The sequence below is a fragment of the Mesorhizobium sp. BR-1-1-10 genome (assembly GCF_020165595.1).
In the GTDB taxonomy this organism is placed as follows: Bacteria; Pseudomonadota; Alphaproteobacteria; order Rhizobiales; family Rhizobiaceae; genus Mesorhizobium; species Mesorhizobium australicum.
Genome location: NZ_JAIUIL010000003.1, coordinates 127,438 through 143,896 on the forward strand (window position 1 = coordinate 127,438; position 16,459 = coordinate 143,896).

Sequence of the window (16,459 nt, forward strand, 5' to 3'; positions counted from 1 at the left end):
CATCATGACCAACCAGTCGATCGCCGGTCCGGTGAAGGCGATTAGGGCATCCGAAGGGGATCGTTCCGGCCGCGCCCGTACCGTCATCCTTCTGCTGTGCCTGGGCTTGGCGATCGCCGTCTTGCTTTCGCTCACATCCGGGGCGTCGGATGCATCCGCCGTGACCGTTTTCAGGGATTGGCTCTTTGGCTCCGTTCCCGGCGATGCGGCGCTCAACGCCCGCGACAGCTTGATCATCCATGACATCCGCATGCCACGCGTCATCCTCGGCATGTTGGTGGGTGCGGCGCTCGCGGTTTGTGGCGCCGTCATGCAAGGACTGTTCCGCAATCCGCTCGCCGACCCCGGACTTATCGGCGTTTCCGCAGGGTCCAGCCTTGGCGCGGTGATCATCATCGTTCTTGGCGGGACCGCGCTGGCGCCGGTGACCGCCTTGCTCGGAACGCTGGCGCTGCCGCTTGCGGCGTTCGTCGGCGGTCTCGTCACCACATTGGCGCTCTATCACGTCGCCACGCGACGTGGACAAACCTCGGTCGCCACCATGCTGCTCGCGGGCATAGCCCTGGCGGCACTTGCCATGGCGCTGACCGGAATCCTCATATTCATGGCCGACGATCGCCAGCTGCGCGACCTGACCTTCTGGTCACTGGGATCGCTCGGCGGTGCGACATGGGCCAAGATAGCTTCCGTAGGACCTATAGTCGTCCTGGCACTGGCGGCGATGCCGTTCCTGGCCCGCGGCCTTAACGCGCTGGCGCTGGGCGAAGCGACCGCCGGCCATCTCGGCATTCCGGTGCAGCGGCTGAAATACACCGCCATCATCGGCGTTTCGGCGGCGGTCGGCGCCTCCGTCGCCGTCAGCGGCGGCATCGGCTTCGTCGGCATCGTCGTGCCGCATCTGCTGCGACTGCTGATCGGACCCGACAATCGTTACCTGCTGCCGGCCTCGGCGCTGCTCGGCGCCTCGTTGTTGCTGCTCGCCGATGCGGTCGCCCGCACCATCGTGGCACCGGCCGAGCTGCCGATCGGCATCGTCACCGCGATATCAGGCGCGCCGTTCTTCCTGTGGATATTGCTGCGCAGGCGCGGCGTGATCGATTTGTGAGGCTGGAATGATCGAGGCGAGGGATGTTTCGGTCGATATCGCCGGCAAGAGAATTGTTGCCGGTGTCGATTTCGATGCGCGGCCGGGCGAGGTGGCGGCAATCGTCGGCCCCAATGGTTCGGGCAAGACGACCTTCCTGAGGGCATTGTCGGGGGACCTCGGCTATACCGGGAGTGTCGTCCTCAACGGCCGCGACCTCGCAGCGATGAAGCCGGTGGAGGTCGCCGTCCAGCGGGCTGTGTTGCCGCAGGCGACGGCACTGTCGTTTCCTTTCACTGTGCGGGAGGTCGTCAGGCTTGGCCTGGTCGGTGGCCGTTCGGGCGTGCTGCCGGGCGAGGACGGACGCCTGCCGGAACGGGCGCTGGCGCGGGTCGATCTCGACGGCTTTGCCGGCCGCTTCTACCAGGAGCTTTCCGGTGGCGAGCAGCAGCGTGTCCAGCTTGCGCGTGTGCTGTGCCAGGTCTGGGCACCGGTGCTCGACGGCAAGTCGCGCTATCTGTTCCTTGACGAGCCGGTGTCCAGCCTCGACATCAAGCACCAGCTGATCATCATGAACATCGCCCGCGACTTCGCCAGAAGGGGCGGGGGCGTGGTAGCGATCCTGCACGACCTCAATCTGACGGCCATGTACGCTGACCGCATCTTCGTGATGCATCGCGGCCGGCTGGCCGCCAGCGGCTTGCCCCGCGACGTGCTGAGTGACGACCTGATCGAGAAGGTGTTCGATTGCCGGCTCAAGGTCGGCGTGCTGCCGGCCGGCAACATGCCGTTCGTGCTCCCGCAATCGTCGGTCAGCTGATATTCAGCCGACACTGCACGATGCGGCAGGGATCAGGCCGCTGGGGCGCGGCGCTCCATCAGCATGTCGATTCCGAGCAGGGCGCGTACATTTGGCCTTGCCGCCACGAGGTCGGCGATCGTGTAGCGGGCAAGCACGGCGAAGAAGGCGTTGAGCGCTTCGCGCAATGCGGAGTTCAGCGCGCAGCTGTCGACCAGCGGGCATTCGGCGGCATCGTTCTCGAAGCACTCCGCCATGGCAAAACTTTCCTCGGTCACGCGCACAACGTCGAACAGGCTTATCGATTCGGCGGCACGGCCGAGCCGTACCCCTCCGTTCCGGCCGCGCACAGTCTCGACCATGCCATTCTCGACCAGAGGCTGCAGGATTTTGAACAGGAACAGTTCCGACACCGAATAGGCGGCCGCGATCTCCGGGATGCGGCTCAACCGGTCATTGTTGGCGGCGCAATACATCAGAATGCGCATGGCATAGTTGGTTTGGCGCGTAAGCCGCATCTTGTCCTCACTCGGCGCTGATATGATGCAACCACGCCAGATTCTAAACTTTGCTGGCGCGGCCTCGTCCGGAATCCGGTTCGCTGCACTGGTCTCGGCGGAATATGGCCTATACCTTGGAATAATTCCAGACTAGCCGGGCATCATAGATGAATAAACTCGTCAACTTTATGTGCGCCGCCGGGCAAAAGCCGGGACAGACAAACCGGCTGCCACGGCATTCCGGCGGCCGCGGCACTAGATAGGCCTAATAGACGAGGAGCGGCATGGCTCAATCGGACCAATCCCTGGCGCCAGTGCGGTTCGATGCCGACGCGGGCGCCAAGCTTTCCGCGTTGCGGCGGACAAAGTTCGTAGCCACGGCGGCATTGGCACTCTGCGTGGTGGTCTTTGCCTTGGCCAAGTCCTTCCAGAGCAGCTATCCATGGCTCGGCTTCGTCGCCGCCTTCGCCGAGGCGGCAACGATCGGCGGCCTTGCCGACTGGTATGCGGTGGTGGCGCTGTTCAAACGGCCGCTCGGGTTGCCCATCCCGCACACCGCCATCATCCCGGAAAACCAGGACCGTATCGCGGACAATCTCGGCCGTTTCATCGAGGCCAATTTCCTGGCGCCGGAACCGGTGCGTGAAAAACTCGCCGAGGTCGATTTTTCGGCGCTCGTGGCCGACTGGCTGGCCGATGCCGAACGCGCCGCCGGCCTGTCGCGCTTCGTCGTGCGGCTGGTGCCGCAGACGCTTGCCGCCGTCGAACAATCCGGTCTGCGCGGCTTCGTCACCAGCCGCATGCTCGAACAGATCGAAAAGGTGCCGCTGGCGCCACTTGCGGCCGAACTTCTGTCCGCGCTCACCGACGACCGCCGCCACCAGAAGCTGTTCGACGAGTTCATCAAGGTCATCGGCCGGTTCCTCAACGACGAACAGGCGCTGGCGACGATGCGCGACAAGATCCGCGAGGAACTCCCGTCGCTATTCAACCTGTTCCGGGCCGACGCCTATCTCCTGAAGAAGATCGTCGCTTCGGCTGGCTCCTTGCTGGACGAGGTGCGTGCCGATCCAGATCACCCGATGCGCGCCGAATTCGACCGTTTCGCGCAAAGTTTCGTCGAGCGGCTGCGCACGTCCAAGCAATATGCCAGGCGAGCGGAGAAAATGAAGCGCGACTTCCTCGCCAGACCCGAAATCAGGGCGCTAGCCGGCGACATGTGGGAGAGCCTCAGCCTGTTCATCGAGCAGGACGCCAAGGCGCCGAATTCGTTGATCAGGGAGCATCTGGCCAACATGTTCGTCGAAGTCGGCCGCCATCTTGCCGGAGACGCGCAGATCCGGGCCGACATGAACCAAGGATTCGTGGTGGCGCTCGCTTCTTTTGTCGAGAGCCAGAAGAGCGGTGTGTCGAAATTCATCGCCGACCAGGTCAAGCGCTGGGACCTTGCCCAACTGACACGCCTGATCGAGATGAACATTGGCAGGGACCTGCAATATATCCGCTTCAACGGCATGATCATCGGTGGGCTGGCGGGCATCGTACTTTACACGATCGAGTTGCTGCTCCCGGTCAATTGATCCCTAGCGATCGCCTAGGCCCGTGTTCGAAATGGACACGAGGCGTTCGAGTGCTATTCTCCTCGATGAGGGCGTCCGCGACCGCGGCAAAGGGGAGATGACAATCATGGCCAGACAATCGGAATCCGATTCCTTCATGGAAATGTTCGGCAGGTTCGGCCGTGACCTGAAGGTGCCGAATGTGGATGTCGAAGCGATTCTTGCGCATCACCGCAAGAATCTCGAAGCCTTGGAGAAATCCGCGCGTGCCGGGGCGGCTGGGACGTCCTCGCTGTTGTCTAGGCAACGCGAAATGCTGCAGGACACGCTGCGCGAGATCGCCGACATGGCGCAGAGCTACCGTGCACCGGGCAATCCGCAGGAGTTGATGGCCAAGCAGACCGAGTTTGCCAGAAAATCCTTTGAGGCGGCGCTCAAGAACGCCGGTGAAGTCGCTGAGCTAGCCAGGAAATCAGGCGCCGAATCGATCGACATCCTGCGCGCACGCATCAAGGAGGCGATGGAGGAGGTCCGCGCCGGTTACGGGCAGAAGTAGGTTCTCATGGGCTGTCGTTCCGCTCTCGGCCGGGCACACCCCGTTCCCGATACCGTAACCTTTCGCAGAGTTGCATTAGCGCCACGCCATAAGCTCCCGGCAGTCTAAAAGGTCGGAAAAGTCCCAATTCGCCTGCCATCGCATGGCAAGACATGGCACGAGTGAGCGCGAATCCGCCGGAACGGATTTGCGAGGGACGAATTGACAGAGGCCGCCGGTTCGTGGTCCGGAAGCTTTGGAAGCGATCGGGAAAGCAGGCATGACGGAAGTACGGCCTAAAGCGCCGCCAACCTACGAGCAGCTGAGAACGATGTCCGGACAGGAGCTCGGCGTCTCGGAATGGACCACGGTCGACCAGAACCGTATCAACCAGTTCGCCGAATGCACGGGCGACCATCAATGGATCCACGTCGATCCTGAACGGGCGCGGCGGCAAAGCCCGTTCCGTACCACGATCGCGCATGGCTATCTGACACTGTCGATCATCGGCGCGCTGGCCCTTGAAATGGGTATCGTGCCCGAGAATACGCAGGCCGCCTTCAACTATGGTTTCGACAAGGTGCGTTTCCTGGCGCCGGTCAAGGTCGGCGCACGCATTCGCCTGCGCACGACGCTGCTTTCCATGGAAGACAAAGGCCCGGGCCAGTATCTGATGAAGGCAGCCAACACGGTCGAGATCGAAGGCGAGGAAAAGCCGGCGCTGATGGCTGAAACACTCGTCATGCTCTACGAGCGCCGCAAACGGGCAGGGGCCTGAACGGCGCCCGCCAGGCTCCTTGCGTCATTTCCTTCAGCTGTTCTTGTGCGGCAAGGAATAGGCCCAGATCTGGGTATGGCATTTCGGAAAAGGCATGATTGAGCATCCGCGCAAATGGTGAGATTTGGCGGCGTTCTGCCGTTTCATGGATGGTCTGATTTGATGGGGCAGAAGGCCGCAACAACGAGGTGTTGTCGCGGCTTATTTGTCTGCTGACTTGGTGGTTCCCATATCAGCGAGTCATCGCCGTTTCGAGCGCCTTGAAAATCCGCTCGTCCGCGCACTGGGCGACGTTGAAGCGCAGGAAGCGGCTGGCGGACTGCGACAGGCTGAACGCATTGCCGGGCGCCAGCACGATGTTGTCGGCGAGCGCACTGCGGGCGATTTCGGCCGCGTCCACGCCTTCCGGCAGGGTGCACCACAGGAACAGCCCAGCCGGCTGCTCGATCCAGGGCGTAATGCCGATCGCCTTCAGCCGGGCGCTGGTCTCGCCCATGGCCCGCGAAAGGCGGGCGCGCAGCAAATCCATGTGCTTTCGGTAGCTGCCGTCCTTCAGCAGCGTCAGCACAAGTTCGGCCGCCAGCCGTCCGCCGCCGAAAGTCGTGGCGATCTTGAGGTCGGTCAGCCCCTCGATCCAGTCACGGGGCGCGGCGATGAAACCGCAGCGGACCGACGCCGACAGCGTCTTGGAGAAACTGCCGATCTGGACGACGCGACTAAGGCCGTCGAACGCCGCTAGCCTTGGGGCGGGAATGTGCTCGAAATCGGCGAAGATATCATCCTCGACGATGGTCAGATCCGACTGGTCGGCCAGTTTGAGCAAACGATGGGCCGTCACCGGAGACAGGATCGCGCCGGTCGGGTTATGGATGGCCGAGTTGGTGATGTAGAGGCGCGGCCGGTGTTCGGCCAGCGCCTGGGCGAACAGCTCGATGTCCGGCCCCGATGGCGTGTAGGGCACGCTGACGACCTTGGCGCGGTGGGCGCGCAGCAGAGCATGGAAATTGAAGTAGCAGGGATCGTCGACCAACACGGTGTCGCCCGGCTCGATCAGGAACCGGCAGAGCAGGTCGATGGCCTGGGTGCACGATTCCGTCAGCATGATCTGGTCGGGGAAGGCTTCGATGCCGTGCCCGGCCATGCGCCGCGCCAGCAATTGCCGCAGCGGCGGCAGCCCGAGCGGCGTGCCGTAATCTGCGAGCGCGACATCGTCGGCACGCGCGACAGTGCGCAATGCCCGGCGCAGCCCGGCCTGTGGCATCCATGAAGCCGGCAACCAGCCGCAGCCGGGTTTCAGGACCTCGTCGCCAGCCTCCAGGGACTGGCGCGAGACCCAGAGCGGATCGACGGCACGGTCGAGCCGGGGACCGATCTCGGCGAGCGACAGCGGTGCCAGCGACCCGGCGGCATAGAAACCGGAACCGGGCCGCGAACGGATCGCGCCTTCGGCGGCAAGCCGTTCGTAGGCCTCGACCACGGTGGATTTCGACACCTGCATGGATTTGGCGAAAGCGCGGATCGAGGGCAACCTTGCTCCAGGCGTCAGGCTGCGCGCGGCAATCCGCTGCCGGATGGCGGCCATGACCCCTTCGACGAGAGTTCCGCCTCTGTCGAGCCTCACTGCTTCGTCCATCTGTACCTTCCAGAAAACCATGACAGTTTTATCGAATTGTACTGCATTGTCTCTGGTGGCGCCATAGCCGCGGGCCCCATAGAGGGGCGAAACAAACGGAGCCTGCGATGGACAAGACGGCGAGCGGCTGGGTGAGCGGATTTATCGGCGTGCTGATTTTCAGCGGTTCGTTGCCGGCGACGCGCGTGGCGGTGATGGATCTCGACCCGATATTCCTGACGTCGGCCCGCGCGGTCATTGCCGGCCTGCTCGGTCTCGCGCTGCTGCTTATGTTCCGCGAGAAGCGCCCCGGGCGTCATGACTTGCTGTCGCTCGTCATCGTTGCGCTTGGCGTGGTCGTCGGCTTTCCCTTGCTGACGGCATTGGCGCTGAAGCATGTCACCTCGGCCCACTCCATCATCTTCGTCGGCCTGCTGCCGCTGGCGACCGCGATCTTCGGCGTGCTGCGCGGCGGTGAACGGCCTCGTCCGGCCTTCTGGCTATTCTCATGCCTGGGCAGTGCGCTGGTGGCGGGCTTCGCGCTTGCGCAAGGCGTGACGGCTTCGCCGGTCGGCGATGGGCTGATGCTTGCGGCCATCGTCGCCTGCGGCCTTGGCTACGCCGAGGGTGCCGCGCTGTCGCGCAAGCTCGGGGGCTGGCAAGTGATCTGCTGGGCGCTGGTGCTGTCCCTGCCGGTCATGCTGGTGCTGACTTTTGCGACCCTGCCGCCATCCTTCGCCAGCGTAGGCTCCAATGCCTGGATTGGCCTTGGCTATGTCTCGCTGTTCAGCATGCTGATCGGCTTCGTGTTCTGGTATCGAGGCCTGGCGCAAGGCGGCATTGCGGCGGTGGGGCAGTTGCAGCTTCTGCAACCGTTCTTCGGGCTCGCACTGGCGGCGACGCTGCTGCATGAACAGGTCAGCCCGATGATGATCGTCGTCACGCTCGGCGTGGTGCTTTGCGTTTTCGGCGCGAAGAAGTTTGCCAAGCAGGATTTGCCGCGTCGTGCGGCTGCATAGCGGTGCCGACCCTCACGAGAACTTCGTTACCACCCCAATGCCGATACCCTCGAAGCCGCCCATCGCCATCAAGGCCGCTGGCGCTTCGTCGAGGCTGATCTTCTTGCCGACCAGCAGTTCGGGTTTGAGCTTGCCGTGGCGGATCATCTCCATCATCGCGGGGTAGCGATAGGCCTGCATGCCGTGACTGCCGAGGATTTCGAGTTCGAAGGCGATCACCTTGTCCATCGGCACCTGCGGGCGGGCGTGTTCGCCCAGCATCAAGCCGACCTGCACGTGACGGCCGCGCCGGCGCAGGTTGGCGATCGAGTTGAAGGACGTCGTCGGATGGCCGAGCGCGTCCATCGACATGTGAGCGCCACCATTGGTGATCTGCTTGACGGCCTTGACGACGTTCGGCGTCGTCGAAGCGTTGATGGTCGCCACGGCGCCGATCTGTTTGGCGAAGTCCAGCTTTTCCTCGGTGAGGTCGATGGCGATGACGTTGGCGCCCATCGAACTGGCGATCATGATTGCCGACAGGCCGACGCCGCCGCAGCCATGCACCGCCACCCATTCGCCGGGCTTTACCCGGCCCTGATCGACAATGGCGCGGAACGATGTGACGAAGCGGCAGCCGAGGCTGGCGGCGGTGGCGAATTCCATTTCGTCGGGCAGGCGCACGAGATTGGTATCGGCGTGTTCGATAGCGACATATTCGGCGAATGAGCCCCAGGTGTTGAAGCCAGGCTGGGACTGGTGTTCGCAGACCTGGTGATTGCCTGATGTGCATTCGAAGCAGTGGCCGCAGCCGACGGCAAACGGCACGGTGACGCGTTCGCCCGCCTTCCAGCGGGTGACGTGCTTGCCGGCGGCAACCACGACGCCGGCCAGTTCGTGGCCCGGCACATGCGGCAGGCGGATATCGGCGTCATGGCCCATCCAGCCGTGCCAGTCGCTGCGGCAGAGCCCGGTCGCCTCGACCTTGATGACGACGCCATCGGCCGCCGGCTTGGGGTCTGGCACGGTCTGGATCGTCGGCGCTTCGCCGAATTTCTCGAAGACGACGGCTTTCATCGTTCATTCCACCCTAGAGACGACACTCACTGTGGGAAACGATAGCCGATTCCCTGTTCGGTCAAGCGGAAATCGACTCCGCCAGGCTGGCCAGCCTGCGGACCCTGCGGTCAGCTGTTTTCCTGGTTGCGGAAATCGGCAAGCCGGGTGTCACCGGGGGCAAGCAGGCGGCCGTCTTCTGCGTGCACTTCAAGACGCCTTATCGGCCGGCCACTCTCCGTGTCGACCATGAAGGTGTAGGGCTCGCCCGGACCGGAGAAATAGGTCTCGCCCCATTGCCGCAAGGCGATCAGCACGTAGAACAGGCCGCGTCCTTTTTGCGTCAGCACATATTCATGATGCGCGCTGCCGTCGGGGGCCGGGACGGTTTCGAGGATGCCGTGCGTAACCAGATTTCGGAGCCGCGCCGACAGGATGTTCTTGGCAACGCCCAGGCTCTTTTGGAACTCGCCGAAGCGTCGCAACCCGTCGAACGCGTCGCGCACGATGAGCAGCGACCACCAGTCGCCGATCGCATCCAGCGGTCGCGCGATCAGGCAATCCGCACTCTGGTGGCTCGTTCGTTTCACCATGGCTTTCGTTGGTCCAGATTGTTCATTTCGGTTGCAAGATAAAACTGTTCTGTTTATTCCACAAGTGGTTTCAATTTGAAACCTTTTGTGGAGAGCAGCATGAATATACAGGTGGTGAACGGCGCGCCAACGAAGGTGGAGCAGCGCGAAGAGCCGGGGCAGGTTACGCCAGAATCATCACCGGGATTGTCCGGAATGACCGCGCTGGTCTTCGCCATCGCCTGTGGCCTGAGCGTCGCCAATGTCTATTTCGCCCATCCGCTGCTCGACGCCATGGCGCATGATTTTGCCATCGCGCGGGCCTCGATCGGCATCGTGGTGACGGTCACGCAGGTTGGCTATGCTCTTGGCCTGTTCTTCATCGTGCCGCTGGGCGACCTGTTCGACCGCCGCAAGCTGATTGCCGGCCAGGCGATCCTTTCGGCCGTGGCGCTGATAGCCGTTGGACTGGCCCCGAACGCGGCGATGCTGCTGGCGAGCCTCGCGGCTGTCGGGCTGCTTGCGGTAGTGGTGCAGATGCTGGTTGCCTACGCGGCCGACCTCGCCGCGCCGTCGCAACGGGGGCGGGCGGTCGGCACCGTCACCAGCGGCGTCATAACAGGCATCCTGCTTGCCCGCTTCGTCGCCGGAGTCGTCGCCGATCTCGCCGGCTGGCGCTGGGTCTATCTTGTCTCGGCCGGCCTTACACTTGTCATGGCGGTTGTTCTCCACACCATCCTGCCGCGCCACGAGGCAGAGCGGCCGCGCACCTCCTATGTCAGGCTGTTGTGCTCGATGGTGCTGCTATTCGTGCGGGAACCGCTGCTGCGCGTGCGCGCGGTGCTCGCCTTGTTGATCTTCGCCAGCTTCAACGTGCTGTGGGCACCGCTGGTGCTGCCGCTCAGCACGCCGCCATTTTCACTGTCGCACACCGCGATCGGGCTGTTCGGCCTTGCCGGTGTCGCCGGCGCGCTGGGGGCGCGATGGACAGGCGGCCTTGTCGATCGCGGGCATGGTCAAATGGTCACTGGCCTCAGCCTGCTTATGATGGCGGCGGCCTGGCTGCCGATCGCCTTCATGGGCACGTCGCTATGGTTGCTTGTCGCCGGCGTCGTCATGCTGGATCTGGCAATCCAGGCCGTCCACGTTGCTAACCAGAGCCTGATTTTCGCCCGCCGGCCGGATGCGCGCAGCCGGCTGGTCGGCGGCTACATGATCTTCTACTCGGTCGGCAGTGCGCTCGGCTCGATCGCCTCGACCATGGTCTATGCCGCGGCGGGCTGGAGTGGGGTCTCATTTCTGGGGGCGAGCATCGGCTTGATCGCGCTGCTGTTCTGGGCGCTGACACTGCGCGTTGGCCGGTGAGCCCTTACTCGGCGTCGATCTGGTTCTGTGGCGCGGCTTTCTGGAAGGCGGGTAGCGCCATGCAGGCGGCGCTGATGCGCGCGATTGTCGGGTAGGGCGTCATGTCGACGCCGAAGCGGGCGTTGCTGGTGACTTGCGCGGCAAGGCAGATGTCGGCCAGCCCCGCCGCCTCGCCATGACAGAATGCGCCGGTTTCGGGCGACGCGGTGAGCAATTCTTCGAGCGGTCCAAATCCTTCATTGACCCAATGCCGGAACCAGTTGGCGACATCCTGGTCGCCGGCGCCGAACAGGGTGCGCAGCGAAGTCAGCACGCGCAGATTGTTCACCGGGTGGATGTCGCAGGCGATCATCTGCGCCAGCATTCTCACTCGTGCCCGGCTCGGCGGATCCTTCGGCAATAGCGGGGGCTCAGGTATGGTCTCGTCGAGAAACTCGATGATCGCCAGCGATTGCGTCAGGAGCATGCCGTCGCTCCAGATCAGTGCCGGCACCAGCCCCTGCGGATTGATCGCGAGATAGGCCGCCTCCAGATGCTCGCCATGGCGCAGGTGATGCGGGATGTAGTCATAGCCCACCCCTTTCATCTCCAGGGCAATCCGCACCCGGTGCGAGGTGGAGGAGCGGAAGTAGTTGTGCAGGACAATGTCGCTCATACGTTACTTCCGCTGGCCGATGGTCAGTTCGATCGTGCCGATGCCGTCGACACCGCCTGATATCGTTTCACCCGGCTTGATCGCGCCGACACCGGCGGGCGTGCCGGTGAAGATCAGGTCGCCAGCCTGCAATTCCACGCCTTCGCTGCAGATCGAGACGATGTCCGACACCGGCCAGATCAGTTCGGCGAGGTCGGCATCCTGTTTCACCGCGCCGTCGACGGCGAGCCAGATGCGTCCCTTGGCCGGGTGCCCGGATTTCCGTGCGGCAACCAGCGGGCCGCAGGGCGCGGAACGGTCGAAGGCCTTCGACCAGTCCCAGGGCCGCGCCGCCTTCTTGGCGGCATCCTGGAGATCGCGGCGGGTGAGATCGATGCCGACGCCATAGCCCCAGACATGGTCCAGCGCTTTGTCGCGGGAAATGCGAAAGCCTGAGGTGCCGATCGCCACCACCAGTTCGATCTCGAAGTGGAGGTTTTCCGTCAGCGGCGGGTAGGGGATATCAGTGCCGGAATCGACCACCGCGTCGGCCGGCTTGGTGAAGAAGAAGGGCGGATCGCGATCGTCATTGCCGAACTCGCGCGCATGTGCCGCATAGTTGCGGCCGACGCAGAAAATGCGCCGCACGGCAAAGCGTTCGCCGGAACCCGCAATGGCGACGGAAGGCGTTGGCGGGGCGGGAAGGACAAAGGCGGTCATGGCGGTCTCTGCGTTTGGCGGGGAGTCGGCGGCACATTCGGCCGATTTCCAGGGGCGGGCAAGGCGTCGCTTTTGATAAAGCATGGGCTTCGCCTAGGCTGTATAAGGAATTCAGGCTTCCGATCATTTTTTTGCAGCGATGAAACCTGTTCGACGGCGATAGACTATTTGCCAATAATCCGGCCATGGTCAGGAGACTATGGTGTGCCCGGTAAACCGGAACGAGCCCTATGACAGCCCCTACCGATCGCGTCCGGTTCCTTATCATCGACGATCATCCGCTGTTTCGCGAGGCGCTGCACAGCGCCGTTCAAATGGCTTATCCCGAGGTCGACACAGTCGAAGCGCGCTCGATCGCCGAGGCGCTGGACTTGCTGGCCGACGCAAAGCCTTTCGACCTTGCGCTTCTGGACCTCAGCATGCCCGACGTGCACGGCTTCGAGGGGTTGTTGCAGCTCAGGACCCGCTATCCGCGCCTGCCAGTGGTGATCGTGTCGGGTTATGAGGAGCCTCGCATCATTTCCGAGGCCTTGTCCTACGGCGCTGCCGGCTTCATTCCGAAATCGGCGCGCAAGAGCGATCTCGCCGCCGCCATTCGCTCGGTGATGGACGGCGCGATCTATGTGCCTGAAACCTATGAGGGCCTGCCGCCGGGCGCCGACAGCACCGATCGCGCCGATATGGTGCAGCGGCTTTCCAAGCTGACGCCGCAGCAATTGCGCGTGCTGCAGATGCTGCGCCAGGGCCTGCTCAACAAGCAGATCGCCTACGAGCTGCAGGTCGGCGAGACCACGGTGAAAGCGCATGTGTCGGAGATCCTGCGCAAGCTCAATGTGTATAGCCGCACGCAAGCGGTGATCGAGGTGTCGAAGCTGGACAGCGCCGAGCTGTTCCGGGATCAGGTAGGGTTTTGAGCCAACCCTCCCGCTATGCCAGCAGATGCGCCAGCAGGGCGCGCAGTTGCGCCGGCTTCACCGGCTTGCGCATCAGTTCGATGCCGCCGGCCCGTGCTGCCTTGGCCACGGCTTCGGAGCTGTCGGCGGTGACGATCAGCGCCGGCACGGCGCGGCCGAGATAGTCGCGGACCTCCGATATGGTGGTGGTGCCGAGATCGCCGCCGTCGAGATGCTGGTCGGCAATGACGATGTCGGGCAGCCAGTCGGTGTCGCCAAGCATGTCCAGCGCATCGGCGGTGGAGGTCGCCGCGCGTACCAGGCACTGCCAGCGTTCGAGCAGGAAGGTCATGGCTTCCAGCACTTCGGCGTCGTTTTCGACCAGCAGCACCTTGGTGCCGAACAGGCCGTAGCCGCGCGGCCGCTCCATGCTGGCGGCGCTGGCGATGGCGTCGGCCGGCGCGCCGAGGCCGACGGGGACATCGATGTGGAAGATGGTACCGCGGCCGACCCTGGATGAAAACGTGACGGGATGGCCGAGCGCGCCGGCCATGCGGCGCACGATGGCGAGCCCCAGCCCAAGACCGCCGCCGTCGAGTTCGGCGGTAGCCGGCAAGGTGCCGCGATGGAACTCCTCGAACACCGCTTCGCGCTGATCCTCGGGGATGCCGCAGCCCGTGTCGGCGACATCGATGCGGATGGTGTCGCCGCGATGGCGTGTGCCGACAAGGACGCCGCCCGAGCGCGTATAGCCCAGCGCGTTGGAAAGGATGTTCTGCAGGATGCGGCGCAGCAGCGTCCTGTCCGAGCGGACCACGGCATTGACCGGCCGGAATTTCAGCGACAGCGCCTTCAATTCCGCCACAGGCTGGAAATCCGAGCGCAGGGACGAGAACAGCGCCTCCAGGCTGACGTCGCCAATGTCGGGCTGAACCACGCCGGCGTCGAGCTTGGAGATGTCGAGCAAGGTGCGCAGCAGGTCTTCCATCGTTTCCAGCGAGCGCTCGACCTGCCGCACGAGCTTCTTTCCCTCTTCGCTGGTCTGCACCTCGGCAAGGGCTGAGACGGAGAGATGGGCGGCGTTCAGCGGCTGCAGCACGTCGTGGCTGGCCGCAGCCAGAAACCGTGTCTTGGACAGGTTCGCCTGTTCGGCGTTTTCCTTGGCGGCGCTGAGATCGATGTTCGACTGCTCCAGCCGCCGCAACGTCGAATGCAGTTCCTCGGTGCGCGTACGCACCCGGCTTTCCAACGAGATCGCCGTCTGGAACAGCGAAAAGGCATTGCCTTGCTGGTCCATCGAGCGCTCGACGCGGCTGACCAGGGCGGCGTTGATCTTCTTCAGCCTGTCGAGATCGTTTATGTTCCTGAGCGGCATGCTGTTGCGCCGCCCTATTCAGCCGCCTGGCGGTCGCCGAAAGCGATGCCGGTGAAAGTCTGGTTGAGGTGCATCGACCGGTATTGTTCGCCATAGGTGCCGAAGCCGATGACATTGTTGACCCGGTAGAGTTCCGAAATGTCACGAAAGACCTGGCGGTTGCGCGCATCCAGCCGGCGCAGCACGCAGTCGAAGCCAAGGATCATATCGATGCCGCCCAGCCTTTCCTCGACCTCGCGCAATGCCGCTCGTGTCGCGTCCACCATGTCCTTGGGCTGGGCGATCGACAGCACGACACCGTCGTCGATGGCGCAGAAGAACGACAGCGAGCCATCCGCGTGCATCTTCTGGATCGAGCGGCAGTAATATTCTCCGCCCACCTTCACCACCACTGGATGCGAGGCGAAGCTCAACGGTGTCAAGGTCTGTGGGAGGATCCCGACCGAAGCGGCATATTCCTCCGCCGCATTGGTGGCGTTGAATTCCCGCACGACGCGGTGATCCGGATCGGACGCGGTCACCACCAGCTTTTCGTCGGTGGGAACGAAATTGTCGGTCTTGAAGACGTGGAACGGAATTTCCGTGGCGACCAGCACGATGATGGCGCTGTCGGAGGTGACCCTGCCGTTCGAGATCAGACGCGTCGTCTCGAATTTCAAATCGTCGCCAGCCGAGCCGCCGAGGAGCGGTATGTCGTCGAGACCCCAGTGGATGGCCGAACTCACCGCTTCCTCGGCATAGGACAGCCCGTCGATGAAGCAGAGCGCGAAGGTGTTGCTGGTCTGCTCGCCGCCGAGCCGGGCGCGCAGCGTGCGCCGCAGGGCCTCGACCTCTTCGGTGATCCTGTCCATGCCCGATGTCGACAGATTGTCGATCATCGTGCTGACCGCCGTGAAGGACGCCGAGGGCAGCAGCATCGCCAGCATATGGCCTTCCTCGAGCCCCTGCGGCGTGATCTCGCCGGCGGTGGAACAGCCAGCATGGTGGAGACACGGCGCGTGGGCCGAGAGTGCCCGTGACAGGGCGCCGGCCTCGATCAGGCTCTGGGAAAAGAACACGAGGGCAAAGTCGGCATTGATGGCGGCGGCCTCGGCGGCTACCGCTCGTGCGAAGACATCCGGGTCGGGCTGGTCCGTGGTCAGCGCCGACAAGCCGCATGCGTAGCGCGTCCGTGAACTTGTCAGCGGCGGTCCTCCCGCATTTCCTCCGACGCCTTCTTGTGCGCGGCTTTTCAAGTGCTTCTGGCGCGCGGGCGACGAGGGCATTGTTGCCGCCAGAAGGCGTTTTGGCAATGGGGCCGGAGGAATGCACTTTGGTGCCCTGGCCATGACCGAAAGTACAATGATCCGCCTTTTCCGTCGTGCTGTTTTTTGTGCGTTGTGCGGTGTACGACTAGCACGTGGCCGAAGTGCCAGCGGCGCGTCGGCAGCGTGATGACCAAGGTTGACACCCAGGGAGGGGCTATGTCGGACGTTTCGTTGATGGTGAACGGGAAGCGGGTCGGCGGTGCCGTCGAGGATCGAACGCTGCTCGTCCATTTCCTGCGGGAGAACCTCGGCCTGACCGGCACTCATGTCGGTTGCGACACCTCGCAATGCGGCGCCTGCGTCGTGCATGTCGATGGCAAGGCGGTGAAGTCCTGCACCATGCTCGCGGTCCAGGCCTCGGGGTCGAGCGTGATTACGATCGAAGGCCTGGCCAGTGGCGCCGACTTGCATCCCGTCCAGGCAGCCTTCAAGGAACATCATGGTCTGCAATGCGGCTTTTGCACGCCGGGCATGATCATGGCCGCGACCGACATGATCAACCGCCACCCCGAAGGCCTCGACGAGGCCACGGTGCGGGCAGAACTCGAAGGCAATATCTGCCGCTGCACAGGTTACCACAACATCGTGAAAGCCATCCTCGCCGCATCGACGACGATGTCGAAGGGGGCCAAGGGCAAGGCGAAGCAAGCGGCGTGAGGGAAAAGAGGAGTG

Annotated in this window: 17 protein-coding genes; 9 read left to right on the forward strand and 8 right to left on the reverse strand. The window is 63.6% G+C overall.

Translation table 11 applies throughout. The features are described from left to right. The first annotated feature begins 4 nt into the window (after positions 1–4). Positions 5–1,105, forward strand: coding sequence for a FecCD family ABC transporter permease (locus LB555_RS06475; RefSeq protein WP_224682502.1), 1,101 nt, complete (start codon positions 5–7; stop codon positions 1,103–1,105). A 7-nt stretch (positions 1,106–1,112) separates the two neighbouring features. Beyond that, on the forward strand, positions 1,113–1,904 hold the full coding sequence (locus tag LB555_RS06480) for a heme ABC transporter ATP-binding protein (RefSeq protein ID WP_224682503.1): 792 nt from the start codon (positions 1,113–1,115) through the stop codon (positions 1,902–1,904). A 32-nt stretch (positions 1,905–1,936) separates the two neighbouring features. On the opposite strand, the gene rirA is transcribed toward LB555_RS06480, so the two are convergent. Then, entirely contained in the window at positions 1,937–2,401 is a 465-nt protein-coding gene (gene rirA, locus LB555_RS06485) for an iron-responsive transcriptional regulator RirA (protein ID WP_015317488.1), read from the reverse strand. 266 nt (positions 2,402–2,667) lie between these two features. On the opposite strand from rirA, the gene LB555_RS06490 reads away from it, so the two are divergent. From LB555_RS06490 to LB555_RS06500, 3 genes are all read left to right on the forward strand, one after another. Further along, positions 2,668–3,963: a DUF445 domain-containing protein gene (locus LB555_RS06490; protein ID WP_140661089.1), complete on the forward strand. Its 1,296-nt coding sequence runs from the start codon at positions 2,668–2,670 to the stop codon at positions 3,961–3,963. Between the two features lie 106 nt (positions 3,964–4,069). After that, positions 4,070–4,498 (forward strand): phasin family protein, encoded by a 429-nt coding sequence (locus LB555_RS06495; RefSeq protein WP_224682504.1) that lies wholly within the window; start codon positions 4,070–4,072, stop codon positions 4,496–4,498. A gap of 259 nt (positions 4,499–4,757) precedes the next feature. Continuing rightward, the gene (locus LB555_RS06500; protein ID WP_224682505.1) at positions 4,758–5,255 is read left to right on the forward strand and encodes a MaoC family dehydratase; all 498 of its coding nucleotides are present in this window, start codon (positions 4,758–4,760) and stop codon (positions 5,253–5,255) included. Between the two features lie 232 nt (positions 5,256–5,487). Here LB555_RS06500 and LB555_RS06505 read toward each other — a convergent pair whose 3' ends face one another. Then, positions 5,488–6,888, reverse strand: a complete 1,401-nt coding sequence (locus LB555_RS06505) for a PLP-dependent aminotransferase family protein (protein WP_015317492.1) — start codon at positions 6,886–6,888, stop codon at positions 5,488–5,490. 107 nt (positions 6,889–6,995) lie between these two features. On the opposite strand from LB555_RS06505, the gene LB555_RS06510 reads away from it, so the two are divergent. Beyond that, positions 6,996–7,886, forward strand: coding sequence for a DMT family transporter (locus LB555_RS06510; protein WP_224682506.1), 891 nt, complete (start codon positions 6,996–6,998; stop codon positions 7,884–7,886). Between the two features lie 12 nt (positions 7,887–7,898). On the opposite strand, the gene LB555_RS06515 is transcribed toward LB555_RS06510, so the two are convergent. Together LB555_RS06515 and LB555_RS06520 are read right to left on the reverse strand one after the other, a co-directional pair. Then, entirely contained in the window at positions 7,899–8,942 is a 1,044-nt protein-coding gene (locus tag LB555_RS06515; RefSeq protein ID WP_015317494.1) for a zinc-dependent alcohol dehydrogenase family protein, read from the reverse strand. A gap of 110 nt (positions 8,943–9,052) precedes the next feature. Further along, positions 9,053–9,514 (reverse strand): winged helix-turn-helix transcriptional regulator, encoded by a 462-nt coding sequence (locus LB555_RS06520; RefSeq protein ID WP_015317495.1) that lies wholly within the window; start codon positions 9,512–9,514, stop codon positions 9,053–9,055. 99 nt (positions 9,515–9,613) lie between these two features. Here LB555_RS06520 and LB555_RS06525 point away from each other — a divergent pair, with 99 nt between their 5' ends. Beyond that, complete coding sequence (locus LB555_RS06525; RefSeq protein ID WP_224682507.1) at positions 9,614–10,858, forward strand: MFS transporter; 1,245 nt, start codon at positions 9,614–9,616, stop codon at positions 10,856–10,858. A 4-nt stretch (positions 10,859–10,862) separates the two neighbouring features. Here the strand turns inward: LB555_RS06525 and maiA are convergent, their stop codons facing one another. Both maiA and LB555_RS06535 read right to left on the reverse strand, forming a co-directional pair. After that, the gene (maiA, locus tag LB555_RS06530; RefSeq protein WP_224682508.1) at positions 10,863–11,513 is read right to left on the reverse strand and encodes a maleylacetoacetate isomerase; all 651 of its coding nucleotides are present in this window, start codon (positions 11,511–11,513) and stop codon (positions 10,863–10,865) included. Positions 11,514–11,516: 3 nt separating this feature from the next. Then, the gene (locus tag LB555_RS06535; RefSeq protein WP_140661096.1) at positions 11,517–12,212 is read right to left on the reverse strand and encodes a fumarylacetoacetate hydrolase family protein; all 696 of its coding nucleotides are present in this window, start codon (positions 12,210–12,212) and stop codon (positions 11,517–11,519) included. Between the two features lie 230 nt (positions 12,213–12,442). Between LB555_RS06535 and LB555_RS06540 the strand changes: the two genes are divergently transcribed. Next, on the forward strand, positions 12,443–13,126 hold the full coding sequence (locus LB555_RS06540) for a response regulator (protein WP_015317499.1): 684 nt from the start codon (positions 12,443–12,445) through the stop codon (positions 13,124–13,126). A 13-nt stretch (positions 13,127–13,139) separates the two neighbouring features. Here the strand turns inward: LB555_RS06540 and LB555_RS06545 are convergent, their stop codons facing one another. Then, the gene (locus LB555_RS06545; protein WP_015317500.1) at positions 13,140–14,480 is read right to left on the reverse strand and encodes a hybrid sensor histidine kinase/response regulator; all 1,341 of its coding nucleotides are present in this window, start codon (positions 14,478–14,480) and stop codon (positions 13,140–13,142) included. A gap of 14 nt (positions 14,481–14,494) precedes the next feature. Further along, positions 14,495–15,631, reverse strand: coding sequence for an FIST signal transduction protein (locus tag LB555_RS06550; protein WP_224682509.1), 1,137 nt, complete (start codon positions 15,629–15,631; stop codon positions 14,495–14,497). Positions 15,632–15,943: 312 nt separating this feature from the next. Here LB555_RS06550 and LB555_RS06555 point away from each other — a divergent pair, with 312 nt between their 5' ends. Then, positions 15,944–16,444: a (2Fe-2S)-binding protein gene (locus tag LB555_RS06555; RefSeq protein ID WP_140661098.1), complete on the forward strand. Its 501-nt coding sequence runs from the start codon at positions 15,944–15,946 to the stop codon at positions 16,442–16,444. Positions 16,445–16,459 lie beyond the last annotated feature (15 nt).